Origin of the sequence: Paenibacillus lentimorbus NRRL B-30488 (genome assembly GCF_000411595.1) — a bacterium.
Classification (GTDB): Bacteria; Bacillota; Bacilli; order Bacillales; family Bacillaceae; genus Bacillus; species Bacillus velezensis.
In genome coordinates, this window is the sequence record NZ_ANAT01000040.1 from 110,997 (window position 1) to 127,175 (window position 16,179).

Consider the following 16,179-nt stretch of genomic DNA (forward strand, 5'->3'; position numbering starts at 1 on the left):
TTATTTATTGTTTGACCCCCGTCTTAAACGGCAGATCCAGTTTTACAATGTCTTCATAAGTTTCTCTTCTAATGACAAGATGCGCTTCGCCGTCTTCCACAAAAACGACGGCGGGACGCGGAATGCGGTTGTAGTTGTTAGCCATGCTGTATCCGTACGCTCCCGTGCAGAAAACGGCGAGAAGATCCCCTTCTTTCACTTCCGGAAGGTCTATATCCCAAATGAGCATATCCCCGCTTTCACAGCACTTACCCGCGATGGATACCGTTTTGTCGTGATGTTCTCCGATTCTGTTTGCCGATACGGCTTCATATTTCGCCTGATACAGCGCAGGACGGATATTATCGCTCATGCCCCCGTCAACCGCTGCATATTTACGGGTGCCGGGCACTTCTTTTTGCGAACCGATGGTATAAAGCGTCGTTCCGGCGTCTCCGACGAGCGAGCGTCCCGGTTCAATCCAGATCTCCGGAATGTCAAAAGCGTGCAGCGCTGCGTTTTCTTTTACCGCTTCGATAATTTTTCCCACATAAACGGCGGGATGAAGGGGTTCATCCTCTTCCGTGTAGCGGATGCCGAAGCCGCCCCCTAAATTCAGCACTTCAGAGACAAAGCCGAATGATTCTCTCCATTCATTCAGTTTTGCGAAGATTTTTTCTGCGGCCAGCACAAAGCCCGCCGTATCAAAAATTTGCGATCCGATGTGGCAGTGAACGCCGAGAAGGCGGATATGGTCTGACTGCAATACTTGTTCAATCGCCTTTTCTATTTGCCCGTTATGCAGATCAAAACCGAATTTGGAATCTTCCTGCCCCGTCGTAATATAATCATGCGTATGCGCCTCTACCCCCGGAGTGATCCGCAGAAGCACATCCATTGTGCGCCCTGATTTGCGGCACAGTTCCGCGAGTAAGGATATTTCATAAAAATTATCAACGACGATGCAGCCGATTTGATGATCGAGCGCCATTTTTAACTCTTCTTTGCTTTTGTTGTTGCCGTGAAAATGAATCCTGTCAGCCGGAAAACCAGCCGCAACCGCCGTGAACAGCTCTCCGCCGGATACAACGTCCAATGAGAGCCCCTCCTGCTCAGCGAGCTGTATCATCGCAACGGAAGAAAACGCCTTGCTCGCGTACGCGACCTGTGCCTTTAAATCCGCGTCAATGAATGCCTGTTTAAAGCTTTTAGCGCGCTCACGTATTAAAGCCACATCGTAAACATAAAGAGGCGTGCCGTAATGCTCCGCTAAATACAGCGCGTCCACACCTCCGATTTCCAAATGACCTAGTTTGTTTTGTCTGCTTGTGCCATGTAAGAACAATGCTCATTCCCTCTTTCTGATCCGCCTATGGGTGAAAAGGACAGCTTCTTTTGAGCTGTCCTTATACAAGTCCCGTATAAGTTAAGACATACAATATCATAATCTTCTGTCGGTTTCAATGCGATTATGAACCGCTTGGCTGTCTTTGACGGTCTTTCGGGTGAACAATGCTCGGTCTGACTTTCGCTCCCGGCACTGTCGTCCGGACGAGCACCTGCCACAGCGCCTTGCCGTTAAAAGGTAAAAATGGCCATAAATACGGCGTATGAAACGAGCGGATATTCGCCATTATGATCAGCAGCAATGTAAAGCCTATCACAAAGCCTTTCACTTGGAAAATGGCCACGAGCACCATTAAGATGAGGCGTATCATTTTATTGGCGAGGCTGAGCTCATAGCTCGGTGTGGTAAATGATCCGATGGCGGCGATCGATACGTACAGAATCACTTCTGCTGAAAACAGCCCTACCGCTATGGCGATTTGACCGATCAGCACCGCCGCAATCAGACCCATGGCGGTGGATAAAGCGGTCGGCGTATGGATCGCGGCCATCCTGAGAAACTCAATCCCCAAATCGGCCAAAAAGATTTGCAGAATGATCGGGATGTGCGTATTTTTATTTAAACCGATAAAATCCAATCTTTCAGGCAGAAGAGACGGTTCAAGAACAAAGAGGAACCAGATCGGAAGCAGAACCGTTGAAGCGATAATACCGAAGAACCTGATCCATCTTAAAAATGTTCCCACTGAAGGCGCCTGCCTGTATTCTTCCGCATGCTGAACATGGTGAAAAATCGTTGTCGGCGTTATGATCACGCTCGGTGACGTATCAACGACAATGATGACGTGCCCTTCCAAAATGTGATTGGCGGCCACATCCGGCCGCTCCGTATATCTGACCATCGGAAACGGGTTGTAGCCCTGTTTGACGATGAATTCTTCCACCGTTTTATCAGACATCGTCAATCCGTCAATGTCAATCGCATTCACTTCGTTTTCGACGATGCTGACAAGGTCCGGATCTGCGATGTCTTCTATATACACAATGGCAAGATCGGTCTTAGAGCGCTCGCCGACTTTCGTAATTTTGACGCGGAGCCTTTCGTCCCTGATTCGTCTTCTGATCAATGCTGTATTAATAACGATATTTTCGATAAAACCGTCTCTTGCCCCGCGGACGACCTTTTCCGTATCCGGTTCTTCCGGTGTGCGTCCGGGGTAACTTCTGACGTCAACGATAAAGGCGAAGCCCGCGTCTTCAACGATAACGGCCACAAGTCCGGAAAGCACTTGATCTGTTGCTTCGTCGAGCGTTTTGACTTTTTGAACCTGCTGATTGACAAGCCTGTTTTCAACAACGTCAATCGCTTCATCCGCATTCTCGTCATAATTATTGACGTCGACGAGCTGTTCCATTAAATGAATGATAAACAAAGTATCGGTTAATCCGTTGACAAAGTAAATCTGGACTTCCCGGTCTAATACTCGAACTTTGCGGACGCCGACATCATAGCTCGTTCCCATACCGACGCGGTCTTTAAAAAATTGTTCATTTTTTCTAGGATCCCGGTATACCTTGATCATATTTTCCGGTTTTTCCGGCATGGCTTTCGCTCCTTTCTAAAATGAATTCGACCGCCTTCATCGTAATCGGCGAGCCTTTGGATATGTCATCTTTTCTCCCCATCTTTCCTATGTCGCCGATGCCCACAATGAGGGGAACGTCCAAATTATCCAGACAATACACCGTATCTCCGTTCATTCTGTGCTCGTCCATTTCTCTCATTCCGGTTTTATCCACGCCGTACTCCGTCACTTCTCCATCACGGTCAATGGAGACATCGACTTTCGTCCATTCAGCCTGATGGGTCTTAGAAGCGACCGCAATCACCCCCAGCACTTCAATGTCCTGATGTGAGGCGACATATTTCAGCGCCGTTTCACCCGGCCCTTCCCCTTGCAGGCCTGAATCGTCAAACATGACAAACACCGGGTCATTCGGCGCGGCTTTAATCAGCTGAACAAGTTCGGGGCCGCTTCTGGTTGACGGATTGCCCTTTGATTGGGAAATACACCGTCCGCCTGCTTTTTCCGCGGCATATTCAATTGTTTTGGCGGCGTATACGTCCCCGTCTGTCACAAGAATGACCTTCCGTTTCGTCATCAGGCATTATCCTTTCGGTTTAAAAATAACGGCTACAAGAAATGCGAATAAAATCGCTGAAGATATACCGGCGGAAGTAAGTTCAAAAATCCCCATGGCGATCCCGATAAATCCATGCTCGTGAGCTTGATGCATGGCGCCGTGCAATAAGCTGTGACCGAAGCTGACGATGGGAACCGTCGCGCCCGCACCTGCGAATTCGATAAATTTGTCATATATTCCGAACCCATCCAACAAGGCGCCGATGACGACAAAAGTTGTCATCACATGGGCGGGTGTCAGTTTAAAAATGTCAAGCAGCAGCTGACCGATAATGCATATGATTCCCCCGCAAACAAAAGCCAACAGATATTCCATTTATGATGCACCCCCCGCCCGCTCAAATACCACACCGTGCGCGATGGTCGGAATGGTTTCCTTCTGCTGGATCATTGTCGGACTTAAAAGCGCTCCTGTCGCGACAACGAGCACCCTGTTCAGAGCCCCTGATTTTAATTGATTAAAAATATGTGTGTACGTAACAAGCGCGGAGCAGGCGCAGCCGCTTCCGCCCGCAAACACCTGCTGGTCCGGCGTATAGATGAGAAGACCGCAGTCATCGTGTTTCGTTCCGGCGGGATAGCCTTCTTCTTTGAGCAAATCTTTCACGATCGGCGAGCCGACGCCTGAAAGGTCTCCCGTTAAAATCAGATCATAATCATCCGCCGTGCGGTTTAAGTCCTGAAGGTGCTGTTTGATTGTGTCGGCGGCAGCGGGCGCCATGGCGGATCCCATATCGAACGGGTCCGTAATCCCGAGGTCGCTTACTTTTCCCACTGTTGCGCTTGTAATCTTGATATCAGAAGGGTTTTGGCTGATGATGACCGCCCCGCCCCCCGTGACCGTTGAAGTGGCGGTATCCGGTTTTTGCCCGCCATATTCCGTCGGATTGCGGAATTGCCGTTCTGCCGTCGCGTTATGGCTGCTCGTGGCTGCGATCGCCCGGTTCGCAAAACCGCCGTCAATGAGCGCGGATGCGACGGCAATCGTTTCCATTGATGTCGAACAGGCGCCGAACAGACAGAGGAACGGAATTTTCAGATGTCTGGCGACGTAGTTGGCGGTCACATTTTGATTTAAAAGATCCCCCGCGAGTAACAAATCAATATCGCTCTTTTTCAAATTCTGTTTTGCAAAGCTGAGTTGATGGCATCTTCCATTAACTGACGTTCCGCCATTTCCCAGTTTTTCTGATTGCAATGCATTTCATCGTATGTCTTATCAAACAGCGAACCGAGCGGGCCGTCTTTTTCTTTCGGTCCGGCTGCCGTCCCCGCCGCATTTACAAATAACGGGTTTTCAAACACCCAGGTTTGCTTTCCGGTTAATTTCATTTTTTCTCCTCCTACGAAAACAGTTTTTCACAAGCAAACCGTATCAGGCCTACGATATAGGCTGCCACGACGCCGAATACAATGACGTTTCCCGCCAATTTAAACATGTTTGTCGCTACTCCGAGCACGAGTCCTTCACTTCTGTGTTCCAGAGCCGCGCTTGTCATACTGTTTGCAAAACCCGTCACCGGCACGGCTGAACCCGCTCCGGCAAACTGCCCGAGTCTGTCATAAATGCCGAATCCGGTCAAAAGAGCGGAAATTAAAATAAGAGTGGCGGCCGTCGGGTTGCCCGCTGTTTTTTCATTAAAATTAAAAAGTGGATGTAAAAGTCTTGAAGAGCCTGCCCGATCAGACAGATCAAACCGCCGATCAGAAAGGCTTTGACGCAATTCCAAACATATGGCGGTTTCGGCTGATAGTCTTTCACTTTTGTTTTGTAATTTTCTTTTAAGTTTGTCACGTCGGTTCCTCCTTATGAATGATGGATAAAATACAGCCAATGAAATAAAGAGCCGGCTATTTTGCCGAACACAATGGCCATCAGCAATATGATGATTTTGCTGCCGAAGCCGATCCGTTTGGCAAGAATGGGAAGCACATTCAGCACTTCTGTAAGCGCTGCGGCCAGCATGCCGATAAACATGCCGGCCAAAAGCCCGACCGGAACGGCCAGCCATTCAGATAAAAAAATGATTCATATTTAAGGTTTCCCAGCCGCCGAACACAGCTCCTGAAATAACAGCTCCTTCGTAGGCCTGTACAAAGCGCATTGTTTTTGTCAGCTGCATAAGGCGGGGGACGATTCCCATAACGGTTAAAAAAGCCACAAAGCCCGCGCCCACGGTCAGCCCTCCGCCAAGCCCGACAAATATAACGAAAAGAATGCTAACGATCATGCAGATCTTTCATCGTCTCTTCATTTTCGTGCATTGCGACATAATGATCGAGATCAATCTGATAATTAAACATCTCGACTTCCAGCGGGCTTGGCTCTTCATTCAGGCGTTTTTTGAAGATGTGATTAAAAAAGACGATCATACCGAGACCGAGGCCGATGCTGTATGGAATCTGAAGCAGATACGGGTATTCATTCCGTTCGCCCGTTATGATTTCATATAAGGCGATATGAACTTCTCTCATACTGACATCTTCATGAAAATTCATAATGGCAAGACATGAACCGATAAAAAGCAGGAGCCAGACACCGACGAATAAAACGGCTGACAGCTGCTTTTTCTGGTAATGGATTTCCACTATCGTTTCAGCGCCGCCGACGGTCTGTACATCAAGCGCGGGAAAAGCGGTATGAATGGTTTTCAGCACTTTTATGATGTCCAGCACGACGATATTTTTGTCTTTTTTCGTGACCTTATACAGCGGCAGTGCCGACAGTTTTTTTTTCAGCTTTTGCTGTCCCGCAATCTGCGCGGCGTCGCCGACTGTGATGATATCTCCGGTATGAGCCTTCACGCGGTGGCGAAGTCTGAGAAATATTCGTCTTTCCATCTTGCATCACCATCTTTCGGGTGGTTATATATGTAGTATGCGGTTCACTTTTGTTCTCATTCATCAGCGGCAAAAGACCATAAATTACCACCGATGCACAAATAAAAAAAGCCGGCCCGTAAAAGGTCAGCTTTCCGTATGATCCATCTGCACTTTAATCTGCTTTAATATTTTTTTCTCCAGCCTCGATACCTGAACTTGGGAAATCCCGAGCCGTTCGGCTACTTCCGACTGTGTCTGATCTTTATAATATCTCAGATAGACAATGAGTTTTTCCCGTTCTTCCAAATCACTGATCGCTTCCTTGAGGGCGATTTTGTCAAACCACTTCTCTTCTGAATGATCGGCGATCTGATCAAGCAGGGTGATCGGGTCTCCGTCATTTTCATACACGGTCTCATGAATGGATGAAGGCGCCCGCACCGCTTCCTGCGCAAGCACCACATCCTCCGCATCAATTTCTAAATGATCCGCAATTTCCTGAACGGTCGGCACTCTTCCGTATGTTTTTGACAGTTCATCTTTCGCCCGGCGTATTTTATTGCCGAGCTCTTTTAAAGATCTTGATACTTTGACGGTTCCGTCATCGCGGATGAAGCGCTGGATTTCTCCGATAATCATCGGCACGGCATAAGTTGAAAAACGGACATCATAGGACAAATCGAATTTATCAACGGATTTTAATAATCCGATACAGCCGATCTGAAACAGATCGTCCGGCTCATAGCCTCTGTTTAAAAACCTTTGAACGACGGACCACACAAGACGCATGTTTTTTCTATGAGGAGGTCTCTTGCCTGCTGGTCGCCCTCTTGGCTCTTTTTGATTAATTCTTTGACTTCATGGTCCTTGAGCTGCGCGTTTTTGCTGTTTTTCTTAACCTCCACATCCATAACAAATCTCCTTAATTACAAAGCGCTTTGCTTTTTGATAGGTGTTTTGTTAAGCGTATCGTCGTTCCCATCTCCGGCGAAGAATCAATCGTGACATCATCCATGAAGTTTTCCATAATGGTAAAGCCCATACCGGAGCGCTCAAGCTCGGGTTTTGTCGTAAAGAGCGGCTGGCGAGCTTCCTCAAGATCCGTGATCCCGAGGCCTTCATCACGTATGGTCAGATAGACGACATGATCCTCCAGCGTAACGGAGATGTACACCTTTCCGTCGCAGTTTTCTTCATAGCCGTGGATGATTGCGTTTGTTACCGCTTCTGATACGACGGTCTTGATTTCCGTCAGCTCATCCATCGTCGGGTCGAGCTGCGCGATAAAAGAAGCAACTGTTACGCGCGCAAACGATTCGTTCTGACTGAGGGCTGAAAATTCAAGATGCATTTCGTTTTTCATGATGCCACCCCCAACGTTAAAAGCGCTTTTTGTTCCGATTGTTCGAACCTGATGATTTTAAACAGGCCGGACATGTCAAACAGGCGTCTCACCGCGGGCGAAATCGCGCACACGACCATTTCTCCACCGAGCTGTTTAATTTGTTTATAACGCCCTAAAATCACGCCGAGGCCGGAGCTGTCCATGAAGGTAAGATCTTCAAGGTTCAGCACAATGTGACGGATGCCGTCAGCCTCCAGCGATTCAGTAACCTTTTGTTTTAATGATTCTGCCGTATGATGGTCGAGTTCACCTGTTAATCGAATACAAAGCACGGATTCTTTGACATGAAAGTCAATTCCAAGGCTCATGCTCATTCCTCCTTGATATGATCGGATAATGAGTGTTTCGATTTTTGGGAAAGCAATTCCTTCACTATGACAAAACTAGTGCCCGTTCGCCACGATTATTTAAATTTTGTCCAATCTCCCATCGTCCGCTTCAGAAAAGTGAGAAAACCCGCTTTTTCCATGTCGTCTTTTGCCGTGACCGGGCTTTCAACGAGCACCTTTCCGTCTTTTTTCAGAACGAGGCTGCCGAGCACCTCTCCTTTTTTAACCGGAGCCGTTACATTGCCGTTGATTTTCACTTCTTTTTTACTTTGTCCATGTTCTCTCCCTTTTTGGCCAGAAGAGAGATCGGCTCAGATGTGGTCAGCTTGATCAGTTTCTGTTTTCCTTTTTTCACTTTTACCGTTCCGACGATTTGATTCCGTTTGTACAGCGGGTGTGTTTTGAACTGGCTGAAGGCGTAATCAAGCATTTTGGTCACTTGGGCATTTCTTTCTTTCGGGGTGCTGGCTCCGAAAACGACAGCGATGACCCTCATATTTCCTTTTTTTGCGGTGGCGGTTAAACAATACTTCGCTTCGCCTGTAAAGCCCGTCTTCACGCCGTCTACACCCGGATAAAATTTGATCAGCCGGTTTGTATTGACAAGCCAGAACTTTTTGTCTGTATTTTCTCTTAAATAATCCTCATACGTTCCCGTAAATTGAGTGATTTTATCGTACTTTAATAATTCCTTCGCCATTTTCGCCATGTCATAAGCAGAGCTGTAATGGTCTTTTTCAGGCAGTCCCGTCGGGTTTTTGAAGGAGGTATCTTTCAATCCCAATTCTTTTGCTTTTTTGTTCATCCGGCTGACGAAATCCTCTTCTGAACCGGCGATATACTCCGCCATTGCGACAGATGCGTCATTTCCGGAAGCTATCGCAATTCCTTTGAGCATTTCTTTTACCGTCATTTCTTCTCCGGGTTCAAGGAAAATCTGTGATCCGCCCATGGACGCGGCGTGTTCACTCGTCCTGACTTTATCGCTCATCTTTATTTTCCCTTTGTCAAGCGCTTCCATGATTAAAAGCATGGTCATGATTTTTGTCATGCTTGCCGGCGCCAGACGCTCCCGGCTGTTCTTGTTATAAAGAATGCTTCCCGTATCGCGTTCAATCAGCACGGCGCTTTTGGCTTCATGAGCGAGCTCCGATGTATGTTTTCCGTCCGGCTTTGCAAAAGCAGACGGTGCTGATGCTGTTAATAAAATGCCAATCAACAAAGTGGATATAAGACGTTTCATCTCCAAAGCCCTCCATTTCATAATCCTTTTTATTTTTCCAAATTCGGTGGTTTTATACGCCTCATCTGGAAAATGTTTCGTGTTGAGGGCACAAAAAAACAGCTGCTTCCGAAGAAACAGCTGACTTATGCTGACTTATTTTTGAGATCGTGCGACTACGGCTTTTACAAGCTTCAAAAAGCCGCCTTTTACTTTTTCCGTCATTTCCATTACTTCTTCATGGGATAACGGCTGGTCAAGAATACCTGCCGCCGCGTTGGAAATGCATGAGATGCCGAGCACGCGCATCCCTGCGTGGTTGGCGACGATGACTTCCGGCACGGTCGACATGCCGACAGCGTCAGACCCCATCGTTCTTAAAAACCGAACCTCAGCAGGTGTTTCGTAAGACGGCCCCGTAACAGCTGTATACACACCTTTTTGAACAGGAATGCCCAGCTCATCGGCCGTTTTTTCAGCCAAGCTTGACAGCTCTTTGTCATAGGCTTCTGACATGTCCGGGAATCTCGCTCCGAATTCAGCTTCGTTCGGCCCGATTAACGGGTTGGTGCCTGTAAAGTTGATATGGTCTGTAATAATCATCAGATCGCCGGCGCGGAATTCAGTGTTGATACCGCCGGCTGCATTCGTCACGACGAGAGATTCAACGCCGAGCGCTTTCATCACGCGGACGGGAAATGTGACCTGATCCATCGAGTAGCCTTCATAGTAATGAAAGCGGCCCTGCATCGCGATGACCTGCACGCCTTCAAGCGTTCCCATCACAAGCTGGCCGGCATGGCCTTCTACCGTTGAGACCGGAAAATCAGGGATCGTTTCATATGTAAGCTTGACGGCTCCTTCAATTTCATCGGCCAATACGCCGAGCCCTGATCCTAAAATCAGACCGATCTTTGGTGTTTCTTTCACGTGTTCTTTAATAAATGCAGCAGCACGTTCGATCTTTTGTTTCAAAAAAAGTCCCCCTACTGTAATCTTGATAAAAAGCTTTTTCCGTATTCCGGCTTTTCCGTTTTGAAATTATCCGCAATGGTTGCGCCGATATCGGCAAATGTTTCCGCAAGCGGCAGCTGTTCAGTGTGTTTGTGCTTTTTGCTGTAAACAAGAAGCGGCACATACTCCCGCGTGTGATCCGTGCCGTGATGGACAGGATCATTGCCGTGATCCGCAGTGATGATCAGCAGATCGTCTTCTTTCATTTTTTCAAACACTTCCGGAAGCCTCGCGTCGAATTCCTCAAGCGCTTTTCCGTACCCTTCCGGATCGCGGCGGTGTCCGTACAGCGCGTCAAAATCAACGAGGTTGGCAAAGCTCAGGCCCGTAAATTCTTCACCGAGCGTTTCAATCACTTTGTCCATGCCATCCATATTAGATACCGTGCGGCGGGAAGATGTAATGCCTTCTCCGTCATAAATATCAGAAATTTTGCCGATGGAAATGACGTCTAATCCGCTGTCTTTCATTCCGTTCATTACCGTGCGGCCGAACGGTTTGAGCGCATAATCATGACGGTTCGGCGTGCGTTTGAAGCTGCCCGGTTCTCCGACGAACGGTCTTGCGATAATCCGGCCGACCATGTACTTCGGATCAAGCGTCAGTTCTCTGGCCGTTTCACAGATGCTGTACAGCTCTTCCAGCGGAACGACATCTTCGTGAGCCGCAATCTGCAGCACGGAATCTGCTGATGTATAAACGATCAGCGCACCCGTTTCCATATGTTCTTTTCCGAGCTCGTCCAGAATCGCCGTGCCTGAAGCCGGCTTATTTCCGATGATTTTCCGTCCTGAACGCCGCTCAAGTTCCCGAAGAAGTTCATCCGGAAATCCTTCCGGGAACACTTTAAACGGTTTTTCAATGTAGAGGCCCATAATCTCCCAGTGCCCCGTCATCGTATCTTTCCCGTTTGACGCCTCCTGCATTTTTCCGTAGTACGCAAGAGGGTGCTCCGTTTTTTCCACGCCCTTAATGTCTCCGATCAGTCCGAGACCGAGCTGCGCCATATGGGGCATATGTAAGCCGTTCATGTGCTCTGCGATGTGTCCGAGCGTATTTGCGCCTATATCATTAAAATCGGCGGCGTCCGGCGCTTCACCGATTCCGACAGAATCCATTACGATCAAAAATACCCGGTTATATTTGTATTCAGACATCATAAAAGCCTCCTTTTCTTCCATCTGTCCATTGTAGCTTACAGAGGTCAGACAACTCAAGTATAAACCGTTTACATTCTTGTTGACAATGCCGATTCAAATAATTAGAACCTTCTCTGTATTCCGCCAATCCGGCAAAAAAAGCCGCGGCCCCTCCGGCAGCGGCTCCTAAGCGCGCGGATGATACTGTTTGTACACGTCCTTCAGCCTTGTTTTCGTCACATGCGTATAAATTTGCGTCGTGGAAATATCGGCATGTCCGAGCATCTCCTGCACGGCGCGCAGATCCGCGCCGTTTTCAAGCAGGTGCGTTGCAAAAGAGTGCCGGAGCGTGTGCGGTGTCAGCTCTTTTTTAATCCCCGCTTCAAGGGCGATTTTTTTCAGGTTTTTCCAGAATCCCTGACGGCTGATCTGCCTGCCGTGATGATTCAGAAAAAGCGCTTCGGTTACGTTTTTCTTTAATAATTTCCCTCTGGCTTTTTCAATGTATGCTTCTATCGCATGGGAAGCGGCTTCACCAATCGGCACAATCCGCTCTTTCCGCCCTTTTCCGAAGCAGCGGACGAATCCCATCGTCAAATGGACGTCGGATAATTTCAGCTCGATCATCTCGCTGACCCTGATGCCGGTTGCGTACAGCAGTTCAAGCATGGCTTTATCCCTGAGACCGAACGGGCTGTCAAGCTTAGGCGTGTCCAATAACCGCTCAACTTCGTGAAGCGCCAATACTTTCGGAAGCGTCCGCTCTGTTTTTTGTGTTTCAATATGTACCGAAGGATCTTTATCCGCGGCTTTTTCCCTTAACAGAAATTGATGAAAAGACCGGATCGACGCCAAATGCCTGGCAGACGTCTTGCCGGATTTCCCGGAGTCCTTTATATGCTTTAAATATTGAATAATATGAAGACGGGTCACATCATTCCATGAAGTGATCTGAAGGGTTTCAGTTAAGAAGAGAGAATAACTTTTCAGATCACGCTCATAGGACATCATCGTATTTTGGGACAGCCCTCTTTCAACCCTCACATAATGGATGAAATCCTTAATTTGATCCTTCACTCTTGATCTACTCCCCGTTTTGGTAAAAAAAGATCAATCGGCCGAACCAGCCGTCTTTCTCCTCATGTTCCGTTTTGGCCACTTTGACGGCGGAGCCTTCCGGTTTATCGTACCGATGATAGTTTTCATACTCTGAATTCACCCATATCATAGCATAATAGAACAGCGCGGTAAAACCTGTGAACAGAATAAACACTTTGATCGTATCCGCGGCTGTTTTCAGGAATCTGCCCATCTTTCGATCGACCCTTTCTTTGGCGGCTGTTAGTACACCTTATGCCAATTTCAAGGGCTTTTATACATAAAAACAGCAAAAAACCCTTTCCTGGCAGAAAAGGTTCATAGGCTTTTACTCTGTTTCATCCCCGCGGCAGCGGTGGCAGATTCCGTGAAAAGTCAATCTATGATCTTTAATTTTAAATTTCCAATCACGTTCAATCACTTCTTCAACGTCTTCAAGCAGATCTTCTTCAATTTCATCGACGGCTCCGCACTCCATGCACACCAAATGGTGATGAAAGTGAGCCGCGCCTTCTTTGCGAAGGTCGTAGCGGGATACGCCGTCCCCGAAGTTAATTTTATCAACGACTTTTAATTCTGTTAATAATTCTAATGTACGGTATACTGTAGCGAGACCAATTTCAGGAGATTTCTCTTTTACGAGGAGGTATACATCTTCTGCGCTTAAATGGTCTTCTTCGTTTTCAAGCAGCACTCTTACCGTTGCTTCCCGCTGTGGCGTAAGCTTGTAGCTTGACGAGTGCAGCTGCTTTTTAATTCGATCAATACGGTTTTCCATGTCTTTCCCTCCTACGCCGCATTCCATGACTCATTATAACAAAATACGCGCAGAGTTCCAACTATAATTATTATAAACTGATAAATAAAAGCATTATTTTGTGATAATTATTCTAAAATATGCGTGAAGACAGCTTTTCCATAAACAGCGGAGACACGTACGCTTCGAGCAGTGAAGCGATGACCGAGAAGAAAACGATGAGAATCAGTACGAAGGCGTAGCGTCCGAACCATTGGATCGGCGCGTCATGAAGGCTGCGTTTGACAAACAGCTGCCGGATCAGCTTCAGTGAAAAAGCGATGGAGCATGTCCCCATGATAAGATATGCCGGAATGAGAACGATGTTTTGCGGCAGAACCGAAATAAATGACAGGAAAAACCCGTTCATCCCCATTTGATTCACTAAAAAACCGACCGTGAAGCCGACGACGATTCCTTTTAAAAACACCATAATGAAAATAACCGGAAGACCGATCACAGAAATACCGAGGATCCACATCAGCCCCAAATATTTTACATCATGAAAGACGGCCTGCCAAAACATTTCTGAAGCGCCGGCATGTTTCCCGTCAGACAGCTGTCCGAAAAACTTGCTTAAATAGTAATACAAATCTTCTTTCTGCGTGATGGTCATGCTGTTGACGATGATCGCCCCGAAAATGACCCCCATCAAAAACAAGACGAACACAAATATATAAAGTGACAGATGATCCTTTACATGGCGAAAAAACAGTTCTTTGTACGATTGTTTTCTCATACCGCTTTCCTCCCGCTAATCTATTGACTTGATTTAGTAGATTGTATGAAAGAAAAGAGAAAACATGACAGAGAAATCATAGAAAGGCGCGAGATTCGGGCATAAAAAAAGAACCCCCGTCATCACTCCGGTGATCATAGGGGTTCCTTTTTTATGCTTTATTCTTTCAAGCCTGTCTTTTTGGTTTTCGTCACTCTTTCATGGGTGCTGAAAGACGGCGCCTTCCCCCTTGACAAGACTGCGTCACGCATCCCGTTTCTTCTGAGATGCTCCCGCATTTTTTCGTTTTGCTTTTCGCCATGTGCCAATCGCTCCTTTTTGCCTTTTCTTTATCATAACAAAAAAATCCCGATGTGTTCATGAATACGGCTCATGTTTCGACCGGTAAGCGCGCAGAGACGTTTTGGCAGATGAATAGCTCCCCATGGCGGCGTATCCGTAAAAAAATCCCATAAAAATCCCCGCATACACGTGTTCATGGTGACCGAAAACGATAGACACAACATTTCCGGCAGCAAGGGCAATCGTGGGAACGAATATGCCCGGAACCCGGCAGAACACTTTGATCAGCTGTGTAACGCATAAGACGACCGGCACGCCGATCACAGCATCCCAAATATTTGTATGGATCAGCGGAAAATAATCCACATTGACACCTCTTTATTCCGTCTTTTGCTATCTGTTAGCCTGCCTAAGAATTCCGCTTCCTATTCATGATAAAAAAACAGCACCGGCACATGTCCGGTACTGTAAGAGTTGTTTATTTTCCTGCCGCGGCCCGTTCTACGGCTGCTGATACGGCCTGATGCACGTCCGCATCCAAAGGCTGAGGCACGAGATCGCCGTGTTTTGTGCAAGAGGCGATGGCTTCTGCGGCCGCCACAAGCATTTCATGGTCGATTTTCTTGCTTTTGGCGTTCAGCGCGCCGCGGAAAATACCCGGGAAGCCGAGAACATTATTGACCGAACGGCCGTCGGCTGCATAAGCGGCCCCGGCTTGTAATGCCTCTTCCGGTTCAATCTCCGGCTTCGGATTAGATAAGGCCAGAATGACATGTCCTTTTCTGACATCCTCTTTTTTAATGAGACCCGGAACTCCGGTGGTGCTGATCACAATGTCACACGTGTCCATTAAATCTTTGATGCTTCCAAGCGGCTGACCTCCGTACTGAGCGAGGCGGTTCATTGCGTCTTCTGACTTGTCCGTTCCGCAGACCGCTTTGACTCCGTATGCCATAAACATGCGGCAGATGGCGACGCCTGCCGCGCCTAGACCGATCTGACCGACCTTCGCTTCTTTTAAATCAAGACCGGCGCTTTTACAAGCGGAAATGGCGGCGGCGAGCGTGACGACCGCCGTGCCGTGCTGGTCATCGTGCATAACCGGAATATCCAGTTCTTCTTTCAGGCGGTCTTCAATGTCAAAGCAGTGAGGCGAACCGATATCTTCAAGCAGAATTCCGCTGAACCCCGGAGAAATATGTTTTACCGTGCGAATGATTTCTTCCGGATCAGAGGTATCAAGCAAAATCGGAATTCCGCTGATACCCGCCAGCTGGTCAAAAAGCGCGGCTTTCCCTTCCATTACAGGCATTCCCGCGACAGAACCGATATTGCCGAGGCCGAGAATCGCCGTGCCGTCGGTGACAATGGCGACAGAATTGCTGATTGTCGTATAGATGGACGCTTTTTCAGGCTCGTTTTCAATCAGTCGGCACACATCGGCGACGCCCGGCGTATAAACACGGCCAAGCTCAGCCAATGTCCGGATCGGCATTTTGCTTTTCATTTGAATTTTGCCGCCTTCATGAGCAGAGAGCACTTCATCTGAGACTGTATGAAGCCGGATGCCTTCACCGAGAGCTTCAATGGCTTGAATGATTTCCTGCAGCTGCTCTTCATTTTCGGCCTGCACCGTGATGTTGCGCATTGTGTAGTTCGGGCCGACTTTAACGGTTTCAACTTCCCCAATATCTCCGCCCATTACTCCGATGGCGGTTGCCACTTTTCCGAGATTTCCGGGAACAGTCGGCGTTTCAATCATTAACGTCCGAATCATATGCTTTGTAATCATGAAATGAACC

The 16,179-nt window shown here is 47.8% G+C and carries 16 protein-coding genes and 5 pseudogenes; all 21 read right to left on the reverse strand.

What is annotated here, in order from left to right; all coding sequences use genetic code 11:
- Positions 1–4: 4 nt before the first annotated feature.
- Entirely contained in the window at positions 5–1,324 is a 1,320-nt protein-coding gene (gene lysA, locus D368_RS18100; RefSeq protein ID WP_071391667.1) for a diaminopimelate decarboxylase, read from the reverse strand.
- Between the two features lie 124 nt (positions 1,325–1,448).
- The gene (locus D368_RS18105) at positions 1,449–2,930 is read right to left on the reverse strand and encodes a spore germination protein (protein WP_003153360.1); all 1,482 of its coding nucleotides are present in this window, start codon (positions 2,928–2,930) and stop codon (positions 1,449–1,451) included.
- Positions 2,884–3,492 (reverse strand): stage V sporulation protein SpoVABEA, encoded by a 609-nt coding sequence (spoVAEA, locus tag D368_RS18110; RefSeq protein WP_101562240.1) that lies wholly within the window; start codon positions 3,490–3,492, stop codon positions 2,884–2,886. Before spoVAEA ends, D368_RS18105 begins: the two co-directional genes overlap by 47 nt.
- 3 nt (positions 3,493–3,495) lie before the next feature.
- Positions 3,496–3,846 (reverse strand): stage V sporulation protein AE, encoded by a 351-nt coding sequence (spoVAE, locus tag D368_RS18115; protein WP_007409415.1) that lies wholly within the window; start codon positions 3,844–3,846, stop codon positions 3,496–3,498.
- A pseudogene (spoVAD, locus tag D368_RS18120) lies at positions 3,847–4,862 on the reverse strand (stage V sporulation protein AD).
- A gap of 11 nt (positions 4,863–4,873) precedes the next feature.
- Positions 4,874–5,226: pseudogene (gene spoVAC / locus D368_RS18125) on the reverse strand (stage V sporulation protein AC).
- Between the two features lie 111 nt (positions 5,227–5,337).
- Positions 5,338–5,761 (reverse strand): annotated as a pseudogene (locus D368_RS18130) (stage V sporulation protein AB).
- The gene (locus D368_RS18135; protein WP_070082055.1) at positions 5,751–6,371 is read right to left on the reverse strand and encodes a stage V sporulation protein AA; all 621 of its coding nucleotides are present in this window, start codon (positions 6,369–6,371) and stop codon (positions 5,751–5,753) included. Before D368_RS18135 ends, D368_RS18130 begins: the two are co-directional and overlap by 11 nt.
- Positions 6,372–6,497: 126 nt before the next feature.
- Positions 6,498–7,264 (reverse strand): annotated as a pseudogene (sigF, locus tag D368_RS18140) (RNA polymerase sporulation sigma factor SigF).
- An 11-nt stretch (positions 7,265–7,275) separates the two neighbouring features.
- Entirely contained in the window at positions 7,276–7,716 is a 441-nt protein-coding gene (gene spoIIAB / locus D368_RS18145) for an anti-sigma F factor (RefSeq protein WP_003153347.1), read from the reverse strand.
- A complete protein-coding gene (gene spoIIAA / locus D368_RS18150) occupies positions 7,713–8,066 on the reverse strand; it encodes an anti-sigma F factor antagonist (protein ID WP_007409411.1) in 354 nt (117 codons plus the stop codon). The genes spoIIAB and spoIIAA overlap by 4 nt, the downstream gene beginning before the upstream one ends.
- A 95-nt stretch (positions 8,067–8,161) precedes the next feature.
- Positions 8,162–9,330: pseudogene (locus tag D368_RS18155) on the reverse strand (D-alanyl-D-alanine carboxypeptidase family protein).
- Between the two features lie 135 nt (positions 9,331–9,465).
- Positions 9,466–10,284 carry a purine-nucleoside phosphorylase gene (locus D368_RS18160; RefSeq protein WP_003153340.1) on the reverse strand — a complete coding sequence of 273 codons (819 nt, stop codon included), beginning with the start codon at positions 10,282–10,284 and terminating at the stop codon, positions 9,466–9,468.
- 11 nt (positions 10,285–10,295) lie between these two features.
- Positions 10,296–11,480, reverse strand: coding sequence for a phosphopentomutase (deoB, locus tag D368_RS18165; RefSeq protein WP_071391665.1), 1,185 nt, complete (start codon positions 11,478–11,480; stop codon positions 10,296–10,298).
- A 168-nt stretch (positions 11,481–11,648) separates the two neighbouring features.
- Positions 11,649–12,539 carry a site-specific tyrosine recombinase XerD gene (xerD, locus tag D368_RS18170; RefSeq protein ID WP_012117897.1) on the reverse strand — a complete coding sequence of 297 codons (891 nt, stop codon included), beginning with the start codon at positions 12,537–12,539 and terminating at the stop codon, positions 11,649–11,651.
- A 7-nt stretch (positions 12,540–12,546) separates the two neighbouring features.
- Positions 12,547–12,774: a YqzK family protein gene (locus D368_RS18175; RefSeq protein WP_003153331.1), complete on the reverse strand. Its 228-nt coding sequence runs from the start codon at positions 12,772–12,774 to the stop codon at positions 12,547–12,549.
- A 114-nt stretch (positions 12,775–12,888) separates the two neighbouring features.
- The gene (fur, locus tag D368_RS18180; RefSeq protein WP_003153330.1) at positions 12,889–13,338 is read right to left on the reverse strand and encodes a ferric iron uptake transcriptional regulator; all 450 of its coding nucleotides are present in this window, start codon (positions 13,336–13,338) and stop codon (positions 12,889–12,891) included.
- 112 nt (positions 13,339–13,450) lie between these two features.
- A complete protein-coding gene (gene spoIIM / locus D368_RS18185) occupies positions 13,451–14,095 on the reverse strand; it encodes a stage II sporulation protein M (RefSeq protein ID WP_007409404.1) in 645 nt (214 codons plus the stop codon).
- Between the two features lie 158 nt (positions 14,096–14,253).
- Positions 14,254–14,403 carry a hypothetical protein gene (locus tag D368_RS20350; RefSeq protein ID WP_486129296.1) on the reverse strand — a complete coding sequence of 50 codons (150 nt, stop codon included), beginning with the start codon at positions 14,401–14,403 and terminating at the stop codon, positions 14,254–14,256.
- A gap of 49 nt (positions 14,404–14,452) precedes the next feature.
- Positions 14,453–14,743, reverse strand: coding sequence for a hypothetical protein (locus tag D368_RS18195; RefSeq protein WP_003153325.1), 291 nt, complete (start codon positions 14,741–14,743; stop codon positions 14,453–14,455).
- A 112-nt stretch (positions 14,744–14,855) separates the two neighbouring features.
- On the reverse strand, positions 14,856–16,169 hold the full coding sequence (locus tag D368_RS18200) for an NAD-dependent malic enzyme (RefSeq protein WP_070082058.1): 1,314 nt from the start codon (positions 16,167–16,169) through the stop codon (positions 14,856–14,858).
- Positions 16,170–16,179 lie beyond the last annotated feature (10 nt).